The sequence below is a fragment of the Thalassotalea marina genome, from assembly GCF_014656435.1.
GTDB classification, from domain to species: domain Bacteria; phylum Pseudomonadota; class Gammaproteobacteria; order Enterobacterales; family Alteromonadaceae; genus Thalassotalea_C; species Thalassotalea_C marina.
Genome location: NZ_BNCK01000012.1, coordinates 1 through 16,898 on the forward strand (window position 1 = coordinate 1; position 16,898 = coordinate 16,898).

Below are 16,898 nucleotides of genomic sequence, written 5' to 3' on the forward strand. Positions count from 1 at the left end.
ACACAGATTTGGCTAAATCGATGCCAATTGCTTTAATTAGTGACATATGGACTCTCCTCAATTGAAGCTCTTTATCAACTTCACTATGGCACATTGATGCCGAGTGGGGAGTCCATATCATTCGTTAGGCATTTAGGTTTAGGCTTTGAATCCACGAATAAAAAGAATTCTCATCGGTTTTGCTTTACCACCATTTATTGGTGCTAGTTGCGTTATTTTGTATTGGATGCTGAAACCAAGCAAAGCCGGCTTCGAGTTTAGTGATCTAATCGAATCTGGCGGTTGGATAATTGCTGTGTCATATTTGTTTATGGGCATACACTCACTTATTTATTCTTTGAGTATGGAGTTTGTGGTAAAGAGGCTTTGCACTGTAAAAATAACATATCTATTAGCAAGCATTTTATTGGGGTTAATATCATCCTTGCTAATACCCATTCCAATGTATTTTCTGAATATCATGACACCAATACCTATAATCGGTTCGTTAACTGGCTTGGTTACTGGTTTGTTTTTGTTTAGGCTTATATACGACAAAATGCCTAAAAAGGCATTTAAAAATCGGACACCGTAACGCTTGCTCGGTTCCGCTTCGCTTCACATTTTAGCAAGCATTACTAATCCGTTTAATGCGGCGTTATGTAGCTTTGGAGAGTTTCTTGATTTTAGAACTCTGATGCAATTCGACAAATAGTAGGTTTTATGAAAAAAGAATTACAAATCGCGATAGTCTTTATCTTTGCTGGAGCTTGGTTCTTAGGTTACGAAATGGCTAAATCTGCAAACCTCGATGAGTATGACTTCTCTTGGTTTTTCGGTACAGTGATAGTTGGTAGTTTTATGTTTGCAATCAAAAATCTGCATAAATATATAAAAAACCTTAATGTGGACACCCATCGTTAATTCGTTAAAATCTGTGTACAGTGAAAAAATAAACAGGGACGGACAACGATTTAATTGCTCTATTTTTTATTTATCGTAAGCTTTGGTATTTAATTGTGGTCTGTCCCCTATTACAGTGGTCTGCCCCCTATTACACAACTACATACGTTTCCCAGCTTTTACAACCTTAACGGGGACATCCATCGTTAACCATTGCATGTGCAACAGTATACATATAGCCTATTGATAGGTTTTAGATCGATTATGCAAAGGAGTTTTTCAGCATAACAAAAAGGAGTTAATTCGATTATGGATAGCAGTAGAGATGAACAATCTAAGTTAATAACTGATTTAAACAGTTTAAAAGAAAACCCCAATAGTCATTTGGTGTTAGTTGTATTTGTCATTGGATTCTTTTTATTGAATTTCTTATATTTTGAGACAGAAATGGATTCAAATTATATCGGGATTTTTTTCGCAATGCTCTTGGTACAGTTAAGTAGGCTGTACAAAGAATCTATAGAACGAAACAAATTGATAGTACGAATTATCGATGAAATAAATTCGAACTACAAAGAACAAGAGTCAAGTGGACACCCATAGTCAACCCACATCAAGCTATAAGTGTATACAGCTAATTATTTGATCTTGTTTACTACAACAAACAGACATTAGATCTCACTTTCCCTAGTGTTAGCGAGAACATACAAAAATAAGCCGTTGAAAGCCTTAAGGTTCAGAAATACTATCGATACAGCTGTTTGAAGGTGTAAGTCTGGTGATAGAAAGACTTTGATTTTTTTAATTACGCTGTTATATGACTAGCAGCATTGGAGGTAATATTAAAATATTGAACAAAATAATAGTTATCTTATGGGTATTGAGCCTTTCGATTGGTTGTAAAGCTTCTAATTTGGAGCTAGACAATAAAAACCAAATCGAAGCCGAAGTAAACAAAGCATTCGAGGGTTTAGTCGAAGCGGCTAAATCTTTAGATTCATCAAGATACTTTGAGTTTTTTGACCGAGAAAATTTTACTGGATTAAATGCAGATGGAAAGGTTTGGCACTCAATTAAGAGCCTAGAGTCAATAATCTTACCTGGATTTCAAATGGTAGAGAAAACTATTTCTCTAGACTTTAGAAACGTAAAAATTACAGTGATAAATCAAACAACGGCGATATTAGTTAATGAGTACGATCAAACTATTCTTTTAAAAAGTGGTGAAATTATTAAACAATCAGGTGGCGGTACTCAAGTTTGGCATCAAATTGACAGTTCTTGGAAGTTGGTAAGTGTTTCATCAAGTAATTCAGCTCATAGTGGCACATAAACACATATGAACCTTATTCCCGTTAATTAACAACATTATTAACGGGGGACACCATCAGTTAACTACCGCTATTGCAGTAACAGAGCATTTAAGAGACATAGAATAAACAGGGACGGACAACGATTTAATTGCTCTATTTTTTATTTATCGTAAGCTTTGGTATTTAATTGTGGTCTGTCCCCTATTACATGTGTTTGGAAGCGTTGTTAACGGTGATGGCATTGAAATCCAAGGAACTTGGAAGCACTTTTATTTTAGTGCAGTCACTCTTACTACTCTAGGTTATGGTAACCTCGTACCTAATGATATATTTGCTGAAGTTATTGCCACTATACAATCAATAATTGGGTTTATGGGGTTTGCTATTTTGGCAGGTGTTGTTGCATCTATTGCTTTAAAAAGAGTTGAGTTGCAAAACAAAAACTAACAAGGCAATTATAAATGGGACGTCTAAAGCTGCTATTAATGTGGACACCCATAGTTAAATATTAAATCAAAAAGAGAAGGAACATCTTAAATGCGAATACTATTTATCTTGTCGTGGCTAGCATTGCTACTAATCCCACTAGGGTTTTATGTAGATTCAACCTATCTCATTTGGTTTTCAGGTATTATTGCAATAATACTCATCATTAAAATTGGACTCACTCCTTGTAACCATTGTGGTGAGCGAGTTCATTTATATATACGAGGTGGTATGTTTGCTAAGTTTAAAATAGGCCTGCCTTTAGGGCGTTGTGATCATTGTGGCGAGTCCTATATTTAGAATAAACGACCCTTATTCCAGAATTCACGCAGAGTTAACAAGAACACCCAACGTTAGTTAACGTTAATAAGGTTGGTTACCTATTATCTTCAATCAAGGAATGTCTATGCAGTTTTCCGTAGTTCAAGCAACAGGAGAACTTTCAGAAGAAATAGCCCAATTGACAAAAGAATTGGGCTATCAAGTTAGTGCCACAGAAACCCAAAATTGGCTAATTGATTTAATCAACTCCCCTTTTCACTTTGTTTTTGTTGCAGTGTCAGATACAAATGTCTGTGGCTGGATAGTAGTCGAGAAGCGTTTATTACTTGAATCAGGCTTAAAAGCTGAAATTACAGGGCTAGTTGTAGGCTCAAAATTTCGCCGTCATGGCATTGCACAAGCATTAGTAAAAGCCGCTGAACTATGGGCGAACGAACAAGGTTTAAAACAAATCTTGGTTAGGTCTAACATATCCCGAAAGGAGTCTCATGTGTTTTACTCATCGATAGGCTTTAATCAGTCAAAAACATCACACGTTTACGTGAAACGCATCATAAATTCGAACTAATTTGGACTGCCTTACTTGGTTTTTAATTAGCGAAATCGATGTTAAACACGAACACATTACTTGCTATCGAGTTTTACTATTAAACGCTAAAAGCAGTGTTAATTTAAAAAGGGTAAAACCCGCTTTCTCACGGCATTTCTCTGCCGTTTTTTGTATTCAGCGTGTGACGCTAATCCATCCCTAGACGCCATGTAGCTGGTACGGTCGAGTAGTTGAATTTCAAAAGGAAAAAAGAAACATAAGTACTTGCCATTAGGTTGTAAAATTTTGATACGTTGTCGACAGGTAATTTGCACTGAATGATAGGAAATTTCGCTAAACTGATTGACCGTTTGATTTTGCTCTTTAGTTGGGTAGGCACTGTGTTGCATCATCTCTTTTATCTGCTCAACAGACATGCCTTGCTGAAAACATTCATCTACCCATTTTAAGTCAATTAACGTGTTTCTAGAGCGTGATGGTTTTAGGTTAGCAAAGGTTAATATGTGCATTTGTCTTAAATAAGACAAAACATCAATGACATCAGAGCGAGTATGGGTGACCAAACGAATACCTATCCAGTCAAAAATATCTGCAGCTACGTTTTCAGCCTTGTGTAATAATTTCATAGCTACCGAGCGCCTGGATTTTACCGTACGAAATTCAACTTCCACAAGGTTAATATCACCGAGAAAACATTCATTACTTGTGTGGTGAATATGTTCTTTAAAACGGCCAAATATTTGCTGACGGATATCGTCATGATATAGATCATTTAAATATGAATGACTATGCGCTAGTGTATGTAACACCCTTAAAATGGCACCACACCATGGGGATAAACGTCTTTCACCATGACCTGATGCACAAAGGATGTAATAAATAACATCATGATGTTCTTTAAGAATTTGCGGAATAACTTCTCCGTCGTTTAGCAACTCCTGCTCAATTAATTCTATGGCCTCCTGACGTAGCTGTTCTATTTCCGCAATATCGGCGGGATCATTAAGATCAAAGCCATAACAAGCTAAAAAAGCATTAGCTTCTTGTTCAGAATGAATATGAATACGTTTAGCATCAATAAAAGAACGCCCTTCTAAAGCGGTACGAATTGATGTACTTCGCCAAGGATTAATATTCATAAAATATCACTTTGGTTTGCTTCCTAAATAAATATTCTTGTTGTTAACTATAGGGCATAAAAAGATAAACTTGTGCAAAATATGACTTGCTTCAGTTATTTTTTACCCAAAAAATATTTTCAAAATAAACTATTCGATCTAGAAACTAATTTCGAAGAATTAACTAAACCCCCAATGTTGTGTTAACTATTTATTTAGAGCGTTATTCACTCACCGTTGACGACTAGGTCTTTAAAGGCTAGATTTGTAAAGTCTAAACGCTTTTTAACAAAGGAATGGTTAATGAAAAAAGTACTTTTATTTGCATTGTGGTTTGCCGTGTTTGCTTTCTCTTTCACATTTATTGGTGGATTAATGAGTGGCCTTTCAAATGGTATGTTATTTACCAATGCAACTATCACAATTTCCATTTCTCTTGTTTTGGCTTTCACAATCGCCCTATTAGGTGTGAATAAACAATTGTTACCTGGCTCAGCAGCTTAAATCAATAATGTGCGAATTAGTTACTTTGCTATGGTAGTTTGTTCGCACAATAATTACCCTGCACCTCTCTATAATCACTTGTAATTATCATAATCTAGTTCTCCTTAGTTCTTATCTTTAAAGCGTAGTATTGCGCGTGAAATATGTTATGTTGTTTGATATCAACAAATATATCGATGCTGTAATATTTTTGCTCTAACTTTTAGTACGAGTAAATCTCAAGTGGCTAGGGAAAACAATGAATCAATGGGTTAATTGGGCAAAAAGAATTCAGGCCATCAGTCAAACTGGTAATGCATATTCCAAAGATAAGTTTGATTTAGAAAGGTTCGAGGAATTGACCAATATATCACACCAAATGTTGGCTCAAATGGCTGACGCTCCGGTGTCAAAAATTAAAAACTTATACATTCCTGAAAGTGGTTATCCCACACCTAAAGTTGATTTGCGTGCTGGGGTGATTAAAGACAACAAAATTTTGTTAGTACGTGAGCGAGAAGACAACCGATGGACATTGCCTGGCGGCTGGGCCGATGTATGCGAAACACCATCTCAAGGTATTGTTAGAGAGGTACATGAAGAATCAGGTTTTCATGTCAGCAATCCAACCTTGGTAGCAATTAAAGATAGAGACTGCCACCCGTATGTTCCTAAATACCCTTATCACGTTTATAAGATGTTTTTTCTCTGTACCTTAGAATCAGGCGCTGCATCAACCAACATAGAAATCTCTGACATCGACTTTTTTGATCGAAATAGCTTACCAGAACTGTCTACAAGTCGTATTTTACCAAAAGACATCGAATTAATGTTTCAACGATATGAAAACCCAACTTCAGATGTATGGGTCGATTAATCAGATCAATCAAACGCTTGTTATTAAAATCACAAATCACTGATGCCAGTATAATTGGCTAAATCGTAAGGTTTAAATAAAAACAAGTGAGAACTTATCTTTGATTAGTTGTACACAAACAAGTAAGGCTATGTTTTTATATATTATTTTAAACAAAGTAAATCATCATTAAATTAATGAAGGAGAATGGATGTCTAAACTAGTAGTAAGTTTGTTTATTTTGGCATTGATTACTGGATGTGCCGTAAACAAGCAAAAAATGTCCACTAAAAATTTAATTCAAGCGCTAGTAGAAAGAGGAAGTGACGTTAATAAGGAACATTTAATTCGATACCATATATATTGCATAACCAAGGAAGATTTAGACCATGTGGTGAAGTTAGCGACTTCTGAAGGCTTTGTGCCAGAAGAGAGCAGTTATTTTAAAACAGATTACAATTGGTATATCGCGTTGAACAAACATTCACCACTTAAATTCAAACCTATTTATTCATCCGTTAAATTGTTAACGAAGTTTCAGGAAAATCGTTCATGTCAAAAAGTTACCTGGGGCAGTTCAGTTGAAAGGTAGTTGATTAAGGGCAATGGATTTTTTTGATCAGGCACTTAAAATCTATCTCAAGTTTGTGACTCTGTAGTGTTAATTTGGCTGTTGCGATGATTAATTTTTACCCTATAATTAATACGGCGTCGACAGGAGAAATAACATGGATTTAAAGACTAAAGAAGGTAAAAACAAAAACGTCGGTCACTTAATGTTGGGCTGTGGTTTATCAATTGGTGCCGGCCTTGGCATTTCTCTAGGGGTAGTTTTTAACAGCATTCCAATCGGTATTTCAATTGGTGCTGGTGTTGGTTTATCAATAGGTTTAGCGTTATCTTCTTATTACAACGCTAAGGCTTGCTAATTTAACCACTTAGCTATTACTAGTATATTTACACATCCTCACTGAATACTCTTATCGCGCCCCTAGTCTTCGGGGGCGGATACTTTGATATCGAGTTACTTTTATTAATTAACATCCCGCTTTAATATTTAATAGAATTGGTATTAAACCAAACCTCAATAAGCGCTATACTGGTAAACGCGCTAGTAACTTTCATCTTTATTAATTAATACAAATAGTTGCTTTTATATGTTTAGTAAAATTCCTCTCGCGGCTCAAATCGTGATCGGGTTGTTTATTGGCCTTACAGTAGGCTTTGTGCATGAACAAGTTTACTCCCCTGTTAGCAGTGCGGCGAGTGGCTTTGTTATGTTGCTACAAATGACAGCCCTTCCCTATATTTCACTTTCATTAATTACCGGTATTGGTGGCCTCACACCTGGAAAAATTTCTTCCGCAGTAAAAACTACCTTAATTACCGCTATTTTACTCACCAGCGTTATGCTGTGTTTTGTTTTTTTGGCTCCGCTAACTTTTCCAGAATGGAAAAATGCTGAATTTTATAGTTTATCCAGTATTAGAGTGGCTGAGCCCGTCAGTTTTATTGATCAATTTATTTCTGCAAACCCTTTTAGCGCTTTTGCCAATGGCGTTATCCCTGCTGTTGTAGTCTTTAGCCTATTTTTAGGCGCGGGATTAATGAAGGTTCAACACAAACGTTACACCTTATTAGTCTTGATAAACTTGCAAAAATCAGTCGCTAACGTAAATAGCTTAGTAATGAAACTGGCACCTTTTGGCGTTGCTTGTATCGGTTGGAATGCTTCGGCGACACTTGAATCAGGTCAATTAGACGGATTAACGGTACTGTTTTTTGCTGCGATATTTGTTTCCTGTACCTTGGCTTTTGTGGTGCTACCAGCATTGGTTGCAGTTTTTACACCATTTCATTACCGACAAGTGTTAGAAACGGCGCGCGCAGCCATGATCACTGCATTTGCTACAGGTAGCTTTTTTGCTGTTATTCCATTAATCGTTGAAAAAACCAGTGAGTTGATTAAATCACAAGACTATAAAGGTAATACGCAAACCAAAATAGCTTCGTTATTAGTTCCGATTACATTTAGCATGCCTGTTGGCGGTAAGTTGCTAGCCTTATTGTTTGTATTGTTTTCCGCATGGTTCTCAGGCGCTTACATTGGCGCTGAACAATATGTAAAGCTTATCTTTTTAGGTATGCCTCAACTGTTTGGCTCACCCACGGCTGCTATTCAGCATTTATTAGAGCTATTTAATGTATCAGGCTCAATGTTTGACATGTATTTAGTTGCCGACAATATGCTGATCGGTCGCCTAAACGCTCTAATGTCGGTTGCTTTTGCTACTTGCTTGCCATTAATTGTCGTGGCAAGTATGAGTAATCAGTTATCTGTTAACTTTCGCAACTTCTTTAAGAAGTCGATGCTTGTTGTTTCAATTTCCGTCATTGCTTTTTATGGCCTACGTCTAGGTTTGGAAAACCTTGCTCACCAATATGAAGGTTATAGCAAGTTTATTGAAAGAGACTTTATCTACCAACAGCCTAAAACACGCTACAAAAAGGAGCCGCAATCAGAGCCTTATAATGAATTAGCCGCTTATGACGTAATTGCACGAGTAAAAGAGCGCGGTTTTATACGTGTTGGGTATTTTCGCGATGACCTACCATTTGCCTTTCATAACAAAGAAGGCAAGTTAGTAGGTTTTGATATCGAGCTAATCAACTTACTTGCATTAGATTTAGGTGTTGAGATTGAATATGTACGTATTTTTCATGACCAAGCAGCGTCTTTACTTGCTGATGGTTATTTAGATATGACTACGGGCATACCATTAATCCCTGACAACCTCACACAATTGACACTGACAGACTCATACGTGCAGCAACATGTTGCATTTTTAGTAAAAGACAATAGACGTGCAGAGTTTACCGACTGGAATAAGATTAAAGCCAATAAAGAGCTCATTATTGGCATTCCTGAAGCATTTTATTACCGACGTGCCGTAGAACAATATTTTACTAAACAAACCGCTTGGGAAATATCTACCCCACGTTTGTTTTTTAAAGAAAAATATCAACATATCGACGCAATGTTATTTGGGGCAGCGGCATCCTCTGGATGGACATTGTTGTACCCTGAATACACAGTAGTGTCACCAAAACCTGCACTGCCTCCTTTGTTTATGGCCTTTCCTATCAATAAAAATGACCATGTATTTAATCGATTTATGGCAAACTGGATAGCGATGAAAAAACAAAGTGGCACCATTGATAAGCTGTTCAATTATTGGATTGAAGGCAAAAAACCTGAAGTTGAAAACAATGACTAAATCAATCATCACCAGTGTGATTTTACTTGGCTTACTCACTAGTTGTGCAAGCCAATATCACGTATCTACCAACTTAGATAAACAAAACTTTAAAGATTACTTTTCACCATCGAAAGTAAAAATTTATCAAACAGAGCAAGACTTTCCAGCACGTTATAAAGCCTTAGGACTTGTAGAAGGAGAGTCTTGCCAGACAAAAGAACACCAAGCACTGCCCAATGAAATTGACGCGAGAACAGATGCAAGAAAAAAAGCTTATGACAAAGGTGCAAATGGCATTATTTTTTCAGGCTGCGCTTTGATTGAAAACGATCAGGCAGACCGCGTATGTTTACGCACTCGTGTATGTTACGGCCGAGCATTTTATCTAGAGCAGCAATAAGCATGAGCGAAACCATCCCTTTTACACCTATTGGTCATGTGATATCGCCTTACAAAGAAAAGTTTGCGATACCACGTCAGCCTGGGTTAGTGAGTGCGGCAAAAGGATTTATTCACTTAACAGAAGAAGTTAATAATCCAGAGGCATTTAGAGGCATTGAATCGTTTAGCCACCTTTGGGTAATTTTTGTTTTTCATGCAACCCAAGAACAAGGTTGGAAGCCATTAGTTAGGCCACCTCGCTTAGGCGGAAATAGTAAAACTGGGGTTTTTGCCACACGGTCAACCTTTAGACCAAACGCCATTGGTATGTCAGTGGTTAAAAATCATGGTTTGGTAAAATCAGGGGAAAACTGGCAATTGGCAATAAGTGAATTAGATTTATTGCATGGCACACCCGTGTTAGATATAAAGCCGTACATTCCTTATTCAGATGCCATTACAAATGTTCAAGCAGGTTTTGCTCAACAAAAACCTGAAAGTTTAATGGACGTTCATTTCACCGAAGCAGTAACACAGGATTTAACTCAATTTGTTCAACAATTTCCTGATCTAAAAGTATTGATCGAACAAGTGTTGGCGCAAGATCCTCGCCCTGCTTATAAAAAAGATAAAATAGATACTAAAAACTACGGCATTAGACTTTATGATTTTAATATTATGTGGCGTCTGATTTCCGCCAGCGAAATTGAAGTTTATCAATTACAATACCAACCAGATCGTTAATTTAAAATAGAAGTACCAATGAATACAAAGCCATTAATCGAATTACCATTGCTCGCCGCAATTTGGGGCGCGTCATTTTTATTTATGAAGGTGGGCGTACCTGAGTTTGGTGCTTTTTTCTACATGGCACTGCGTACATCCATTGCTTTAATTTTTCTATTTTTTATCTTAGCTATAAAAAAACAAGTGCATACGTTAACACAAGACAAATGGCATTTATTTGTTGTTGGTACACTCAACACCGCAATTCCTTTTGTACTGTTTGGCTGGGCTACACTAACATTAACGGCAAGCACAACCTCGGTACTCAATAGTACTGTGCCGATGTTTGGCGCGCTTGTTGCCGTTGTTTGGCTTAAAGATTCTTTATTGAAGTCACAAGTTTTAGGGTTATTGATTGGTTTTATTGGTGTGTATGTTTTGATGATGGATAAACTTCACTATAAACAAGCCACATTTTTACTACCGACACTCGCCGTACTTGGTGCAACCTTGTGTTATGGCATTGGTGCTAACTATTCAAAACGATATTTAAGCCACTTAAAGCCGTTAACCTTAGCAACAGGTAGCCAACTGTCAGCCACCATTACCCTACTACCAATTGGTTTATGCTTTTTACCTGCACACGTACCTAGCCAAGAAGCCATATTATCTGTTTTAGTGATTGGTTTGTTGTGCACTGGGTTTGCTTATTTACTGTTTTTTAGATTGATCAATTCACTAGGGCCAACAAAAGCCGTGTCGGTCACTTATTTAATTCCAGTGTTTGGTATTTTGTGGGGCAACTTATTTTTGCAAGAAGAAATAACCTTTACCATGTTATCTGGTTGTACCTTGATTGCTGTTGGTGTTGCACTGACCACAGGAATGCTTAAACGTTTTACGGCTAAAAAGATTAAACCTGAGATAACTGTTTAGTCATAGTTAGTCTCAGGTTTGTGTATATATTGCAAGTGATTTCAAAATAACTAAATTAAATCGAACCTTGTGAAATAGAGCAACGCTCTATTTCACAATTAAACTTATTTACTTTTCACCACGGCGCCAGATTTCATTACAAAATCAACGTCCATCAATTCTTTAATGTCTTTTAGTGGGCTGCCGTGAGTTGCAATAATATCAGCCAGTTTGCCCTCTTCTATGGTGCCCAACTGCGACGACATACCAATAAGATCTGCCGTATGCACTGTTGCTGACTTTAAAATATCCATTGGTGTCATTTCAGCTTGATACATTAACCAAGCTTCTTTGCCATTGGTTCCGTGCTTTGACACACCACTATCTGTGCCATAAGCAATTTTAACCCCGGCTTTATGTGCACGTTTAAAGTTGGCGATCATGTCACCACCTACTCTGATCGCTTTGGCGCGAATAGCAGGAGACATAAAATCTGTATGTTTTGCAAGTCCAACAACGGTGTCCCCTGCCATTAAAGTCGGCACTAAGTATGCGCCTGATTTTTTAAACAACTTAATACTTTCTTCATCGGCATAGCTACCATGCTCTATGCTATCAACACCTGCACGAAGTGCGGCATTAATACCACCAGCGGCATGCGCATGACTGGCCACTTTACGTCCCAATGAATGCGCAGTTTCTACCACTTCTTTAAGTTCATCGTCATTCATTTGTTGGCCTGTACCCGTGTTTGTGTCTGATAACACCCCTCCGGTCGAGGTTATTTTTATCACATCCGCACCATACTTAATTGCATGACGTGTTGCCCGCCTACAATCATAAGGCCCGTCACAGATAGTCTCTGGCGTGCGCATTTTTAAAATATCAGGGTTCATGCCATCAACATCACCATGGCCACCGGTTACTGCAACACTGCTACCAGCTGCAATAATTCTTGGGCCTTGCACCCAACCTCGATTAATACCATCACGCAATGCAAAACTTTGTTCAGGTGAACTGCCTAAATCACGAACAGTAGTAAAACCCGCCATTAAGGTTTTCTGAGCATTGTCGATGCTTTTCATTAACTTATCAGAGCCTGACCAACGTAAGCTTTGGCTGTCGTTTTTAGGCCCTAACTCACCTTGTAAATGAACATGCATATCCATTAACCCTGGCATAACAAAACTTGAAGATAAATCTACAATTTCAACCTGCTCAGCACCTTGGTGTGTTTTTACAAAGCCTTTTTCAACAGCCTTTATTTTTCCCTCTTCAATGATGACAGAATAGTTATTAAGAGGAGCTTTGCCAGGGTTGGCCAAGAGTTGCCCAGCGTGAATAATGGTAGTTTTTGCTATTGCACTGGTAGATAGTGCGCTGGCAATGACTAAAGTTAAAAGTTTGCGTGAAGCCATAAATATCCCTGTTCGTTTTGGTTTTATAGTAAAAACCATAACAGGGATTAATGATAGGAGCTAATAAAAAACACCAGAAATCACGCTTACTTTGATTAACATTTTACTGTGCATTTACTTGATCAAGTGTAATGACGAACTCTGTGCCTTCATCAAAATCACTTTTACACTCAATGCTTCCCCCTAACTTAGAAGTGATAATGTTATAAACAATACTCATTCCAAGCCCGCTACATCCATTACCTCTGTTGGTCGTAAAAAATGGGTCAAATATCTTATTTTTAACATTTGCATCCATACCTTGCCCGTTGTCTTGGTAGGTAATAATAATGCACTCACCAACTTGTTTGGCTGACAAATCAATTTCACCCAATAATCGACCATTATCAAAGCCATGGACAAATGAATTATTAATCAAGTGAGTAAACACTTGAACAACCGAGCCAACATCAGTATTTAAAGCTAAATATTGAGGAATTCGATTGTTAATGACGATATCTTTGCCTTTAAAAAGGTGCCCTACTGACATTAATATATCTTCCACGTACGCCCTCAATTCAATTTTTCGAACATCACTAACAGACTGATCAACAGACACTTGTTTAAATGCCCTAATGAGCTCTGAAGCTCGTTTTAAACTTTTTGATAATAATCGGGTTGATTCTTTTGAGCTTTCTAAGAAGTTTTGCAATGTAGAGCGCGATAACGTTTCTTCTTGAAGTTGTTTATCAAGGTTTTCCGTTTCTGTAGCAATAAAATCACTTGCAGTGACCGCTATACCCAGAGGGGTATTAACTTCATGTGCAACGCCTGCAACCAAGCCCCCCAAACAGGCCATTTTTTCACTTTGTACTAAATGTTCAAAGCTTTCCTTCATCGCCTTAGCATTTTCTTCTAAGGTTTTGTTTTTATCTTTAAGTGATTGAAATTGCTCATCAACTAAGTCATATAGTTGATTTATCAATCGATGATTATATTTATCTCTAAAATATGCATATAGAGAAACGCTAAATATCAGCAATACAAAACAAACTGAACTTGTAACAACTGCGCTTCTATTTAATGCTTTGCTTTTTTGTGTCGCTAAACTCGTTCTTTGTTCAATCAACTGCATAAAGTGATTCACTTTACTCATGATATTAGCTTTTGCTTGCAAATATTCTTCACTGTAAAGTAAATCAAGTGCTTTTAATCGGTGAGATGTATCTCTATAAGGAACTGTTTGCTGTAAACCTTCAGCCACTATAACAAACGCCTCTTGTTCAATATTAACTAAATTGTCTGACGCTGCTTGTGCTGCTGATAAATTATCCAATTCAACCTCAGAGATACCTACTTGATGCAACATCACTTGCAATGAAATAGGTTTTGTCACGAGATTGGATTCAATGGCATCTTGTGGCATTAAAAAATCCCAATATACTCTGTCATAATTTGCCGGTCTAGGTGCTTTACCATTTCTAATCGCTAATATCTGATTAAAAAATCTTAAATATTTTTCGTTGCCTGTGGAAGCATAAGCTCTGGCCATTAAGGTAAGTTGATCTGAACTTTGGCGAACTTGGTTACTTAATGAAAGGGATTGGAAACGCAGCTTTTCTGTCTGTTCGAGTTGAGATAACGAAGTGAATACAAAATAAACAGATAATCCAGTGATGAAAATAAGTGCAATGATAGTGATAAATAATATCTTTACTCTCAGGAGTAAATTCGAACTGTTTGACTCAACAATTTTATAGATTTCTTCAGCTTTACTATAGGCCATACAATACCATGGTCAAAAAACAGACAATGCTTATTTAAGCCTATTCGAAAAATGGTAATTTTCAAATTTAAGTTGATATCGAAGAGAGTTGACTAAATTTACCGAACTTTCACTACAATAACCTGAGGTTTTGTTGTAAACGAATGGTATTAAGTGACGTTAATTTTAGTGTGTTTACCCTAAATTAGGTTTGGACAAAAGAATGAAAATTGATATGGAGATATAAAACAACAAAATGAAAATCAAGGTTATGTTACACAAAAGTAACAATATAAAAGCCAGCAAATAGATGCTGGCTTAATGAATTAGCATGTTAATACGCTAAATTAGTGATGATGACCACCAACACCATGTGCGTGACCGTGAGAAATTTCTTCTTCCGTGGCATCACGTACATCAACAACTTCTAAATCGAATGTTAACGTTTTACCTGCTAATGGGTGGTTAACATCAACATCAGCCATAAAACGGCCAGCTTTTAGTACAGTAACCTGACGAGCACCTTGCTCTGTATGCACTACAGCTTGCATACCTGGCTTCCATTTTTTAGCACCTTGCAGGTGTTTCACTGGTACACGTTGTACCGCGTTTTCATCACGCTCGCCGTAACCTTCTGCTGGTGCAACGGTCACTGAGAATTTTTCGCCAGCTTCTTTGTCGTTTAACGCATTTTCAACACCCACGATCATATTCTTGTGACCGTGTAGGTAGGCTAAAGGATCGTTACCAATTGATGATTCAATTTGCTCACCTGCTTCGTCTTTTAACGTGTAGTGAAATTGAACAACTTTATTTTCTGTAATTTTCATGTTTTTCCTTAGATGGCACTCGCCAAATTAAATCGCGGCAATTCTACCAGAGCATTAACACTAACACTATGCCCACAATAGCAGAATCACCACACTGGCAATAATTAACGCCATACCCACATATTCTTTCACGGTAATTTTTTCTTTAAATACACGATAAGTTAAAAACAAGGTAATAAAAAACTCAACTTGCCCAAGCGCTTTTACATAAGCGGCATTTTGATAACTCGCACCAGTAAACCAGCCAATAGAACCCAAAACACTGGTCACGCCGACAAATAAACATAAACGCCATTGCACAACCATGGTTTTAATTTGCTTAGGTGTTTTTATATAAACGTAGATTAGCGAAACAACAGATTGCACGGTGATCATAAACACTAAAGTTACCGCGGCACTTATCATTAGGTCAGTATTGAGGGCTAAACTTGCCTCGCGTATAAGTAACGTTGTTACCGCAAGGGCTAATCCAGAGGCTAAACCAAAACCTGCGCCAGGATTTTGCAAAACATCCTTCACGGTAAAAGTGACTTTAGAGACGATAATTACGCCGACGACGCCAATAATGACCGAAAGCCAACCTAAAACACTTAACGTTGCGCCAAACAATACAGCGCCAACAATTGCCACTTGGATGGCCTCTGTTTTAGCAAGACTAGTTGCTACGGCAAAATTTCGATATTGAAAAGCGGCCACTAAACAAGCAGTGCCGATAATTTGCATCACTGACGCAATCAACGCGTATTGCAAAAAGCTGGCGTTGAGTTCAGGTAAAGACTGCTCTCGAAAACCTAACAGCCACCATAGATAACATACGGCAAAAGGCAAAGCATACACATATCGCACACTGGTGGTCGCCATTGCGCCTAAATGTTCGCTGAGTTGTTTTTGCCCTGCAGTTCGAATTGCCTGCATAAAAGCGGCAAGTAAGGTGAAATAAATCCAAGTATGCACGAGTATAAACTTTACGTGTTAAAAGTAATTTGAATTTACCATAACTTTCATCAACTTACTCAGTTTGATTACTTATATCTAATATAGGGTTGATGAATGCGGTTAATTGCTCTGCCAATCATATTCCATTTGCTCGGCGGTCGTTAACGCAATGTCACGATCAGCTATTAGGCTAACTAATTGTAAACTCATGTCGATGCCCGCCGATATACCTGCCGAAGTGATAAAACGACCATCTTCTACCCAGCGGCAATCACTTTTCACGGTTAATTGAGGAAACTTGCTTTTAAGTTCAGCAATGTCTTGCCAGTGGGTCGTCACCTGTTGATGATCTAACACGCCAGCCTTGGCCAACAAGAACGCACCGGTGCAGACTGATGCAACCCAAGTTGCTTGCTGACTTTGTTGAGCAATCCATTGTAATAAACGCTCATTGTCCATTTGCGTGTCATGCACACCACCTGGCACTAATAGCAGTTCTAGCTTAGGGTGTGAGGCAAAACAATAATGTGGCATCACTTGCATGCCGCCACGAGCAATAACTGGCGCTTGGTTTTCGCCAATCAAGCAAACTTGATGTGGTTTGGTTAAAAAACGGTTTGCCGTGGAAAACACTTCAAACGGCCCGGCAAAATCCAGCACTTCTACGTCTTGATAAATTAAAATCCCAATATTCACATCAATCCCCTGCTTCCTTTTG

Annotated in this window: 20 protein-coding genes; 14 read left to right on the forward strand and 6 right to left on the reverse strand. The window is 37.7% G+C overall.

From position 1 onward, the window contains the following. The first annotated feature begins 702 nt into the window (after positions 1-702). The 6 genes from IE199_RS19880 to IE199_RS19905 all read left to right on the forward strand — a co-directional run bounded on the left by IE199_RS19880 (position 703) and on the right by IE199_RS19905 (position 3,531). Positions 703-903: a hypothetical protein gene (locus tag IE199_RS19880; RefSeq protein WP_189774230.1), complete on the forward strand. Its 201-nt coding sequence runs from the start codon at positions 703-705 to the stop codon at positions 901-903. A 288-nt stretch (positions 904-1,191) separates the two neighbouring features. Beyond that, the gene (locus IE199_RS19885) at positions 1,192-1,485 is read left to right on the forward strand and encodes a hypothetical protein (protein WP_189774231.1); all 294 of its coding nucleotides are present in this window, start codon (positions 1,192-1,194) and stop codon (positions 1,483-1,485) included. Between the two features lie 214 nt (positions 1,486-1,699). Beyond that, complete coding sequence (locus IE199_RS19890; RefSeq protein WP_189774233.1) at positions 1,700-2,215, forward strand: nuclear transport factor 2 family protein; 516 nt, start codon at positions 1,700-1,702, stop codon at positions 2,213-2,215. Between the two features lie 169 nt (positions 2,216-2,384). Next, complete coding sequence (locus tag IE199_RS19895; protein ID WP_189774235.1) at positions 2,385-2,642, forward strand: potassium channel family protein; 258 nt, start codon at positions 2,385-2,387, stop codon at positions 2,640-2,642. A gap of 90 nt (positions 2,643-2,732) precedes the next feature. Further along, complete coding sequence (locus IE199_RS19900) at positions 2,733-2,981, forward strand: hypothetical protein (RefSeq protein ID WP_189774237.1); 249 nt, start codon at positions 2,733-2,735, stop codon at positions 2,979-2,981. A gap of 106 nt (positions 2,982-3,087) precedes the next feature. Next, positions 3,088-3,531 carry a GNAT family N-acetyltransferase gene (locus tag IE199_RS19905; RefSeq protein ID WP_189774239.1) on the forward strand — a complete coding sequence of 148 codons (444 nt, stop codon included), beginning with the start codon at positions 3,088-3,090 and terminating at the stop codon, positions 3,529-3,531. A 98-nt stretch (positions 3,532-3,629) separates the two neighbouring features. On the opposite strand, the gene IE199_RS19910 is transcribed toward IE199_RS19905, so the two are convergent. After that, positions 3,630-4,652 carry a TIGR04552 family protein gene (locus IE199_RS19910; protein ID WP_189774241.1) on the reverse strand — a complete coding sequence of 341 codons (1,023 nt, stop codon included), beginning with the start codon at positions 4,650-4,652 and terminating at the stop codon, positions 3,630-3,632. A gap of 282 nt (positions 4,653-4,934) precedes the next feature. Between IE199_RS19910 and IE199_RS19915 the strand changes: the two genes are divergently transcribed. The 8 genes from IE199_RS19915 to IE199_RS19950 all read left to right on the forward strand — a co-directional run bounded on the left by IE199_RS19915 (position 4,935) and on the right by IE199_RS19950 (position 11,273). Then, positions 4,935-5,135, forward strand: a complete 201-nt coding sequence (locus tag IE199_RS19915) for a hypothetical protein (protein WP_189774243.1) — start codon at positions 4,935-4,937, stop codon at positions 5,133-5,135. Positions 5,136-5,373: 238 nt separating this feature from the next. Beyond that, entirely contained in the window at positions 5,374-5,991 is a 618-nt protein-coding gene (locus IE199_RS19920) for an NUDIX hydrolase (RefSeq protein WP_189774245.1), read from the forward strand. 190 nt (positions 5,992-6,181) lie between these two features. Continuing rightward, on the forward strand, positions 6,182-6,562 hold the full coding sequence (locus tag IE199_RS19925; protein WP_189774252.1) for a ribonuclease E inhibitor RraB: 381 nt from the start codon (positions 6,182-6,184) through the stop codon (positions 6,560-6,562). Between the two features lie 136 nt (positions 6,563-6,698). Next, complete coding sequence (locus IE199_RS19930) at positions 6,699-6,899, forward strand: hypothetical protein (protein WP_189774381.1); 201 nt, start codon at positions 6,699-6,701, stop codon at positions 6,897-6,899. A 228-nt stretch (positions 6,900-7,127) separates the two neighbouring features. Continuing rightward, complete coding sequence (locus IE199_RS19935) at positions 7,128-9,248, forward strand: cation:dicarboxylate symporter family transporter (protein WP_189774254.1); 2,121 nt, start codon at positions 7,128-7,130, stop codon at positions 9,246-9,248. After that, the gene (rcsF, locus tag IE199_RS19940; RefSeq protein ID WP_189774255.1) at positions 9,241-9,630 is read left to right on the forward strand and encodes an Rcs stress response system protein RcsF; all 390 of its coding nucleotides are present in this window, start codon (positions 9,241-9,243) and stop codon (positions 9,628-9,630) included. Before IE199_RS19935 ends, rcsF begins: the two co-directional genes overlap by 8 nt. A 2-nt stretch (positions 9,631-9,632) precedes the next feature. Further along, positions 9,633-10,355 (forward strand): tRNA (N6-threonylcarbamoyladenosine(37)-N6)-methyltransferase TrmO, encoded by a 723-nt coding sequence (gene tsaA, locus IE199_RS19945; protein ID WP_189774257.1) that lies wholly within the window; start codon positions 9,633-9,635, stop codon positions 10,353-10,355. Between the two features lie 18 nt (positions 10,356-10,373). Continuing rightward, entirely contained in the window at positions 10,374-11,273 is a 900-nt protein-coding gene (locus tag IE199_RS19950; RefSeq protein ID WP_189774259.1) for a DMT family transporter, read from the forward strand. Positions 11,274-11,377: 104 nt separating this feature from the next. On the opposite strand, the gene IE199_RS19955 is transcribed toward IE199_RS19950, so the two are convergent. From IE199_RS19955 to IE199_RS19975, 5 genes are all read right to left on the reverse strand, one after another. Then, positions 11,378-12,670 carry a metal-dependent hydrolase family protein gene (locus IE199_RS19955; protein ID WP_189774261.1) on the reverse strand — a complete coding sequence of 431 codons (1,293 nt, stop codon included), beginning with the start codon at positions 12,668-12,670 and terminating at the stop codon, positions 11,378-11,380. A 103-nt stretch (positions 12,671-12,773) separates the two neighbouring features. Continuing rightward, positions 12,774-14,435: a sensor histidine kinase gene (locus IE199_RS19960; RefSeq protein WP_189774262.1), complete on the reverse strand. Its 1,662-nt coding sequence runs from the start codon at positions 14,433-14,435 to the stop codon at positions 12,774-12,776. A gap of 326 nt (positions 14,436-14,761) precedes the next feature. Continuing rightward, a complete protein-coding gene (locus tag IE199_RS19965) occupies positions 14,762-15,244 on the reverse strand; it encodes an FKBP-type peptidyl-prolyl cis-trans isomerase (RefSeq protein ID WP_189774264.1) in 483 nt (160 codons plus the stop codon). A gap of 66 nt (positions 15,245-15,310) precedes the next feature. Then, entirely contained in the window at positions 15,311-16,198 is an 888-nt protein-coding gene (locus IE199_RS19970; RefSeq protein WP_189774266.1) for a DMT family transporter, read from the reverse strand. 102 nt (positions 16,199-16,300) lie between these two features. Next, on the reverse strand, positions 16,301-16,876 hold the full coding sequence (locus IE199_RS19975; protein WP_189774268.1) for a DJ-1/PfpI family protein: 576 nt from the start codon (positions 16,874-16,876) through the stop codon (positions 16,301-16,303). Positions 16,877-16,898: the final 22 nt, after the last annotated feature.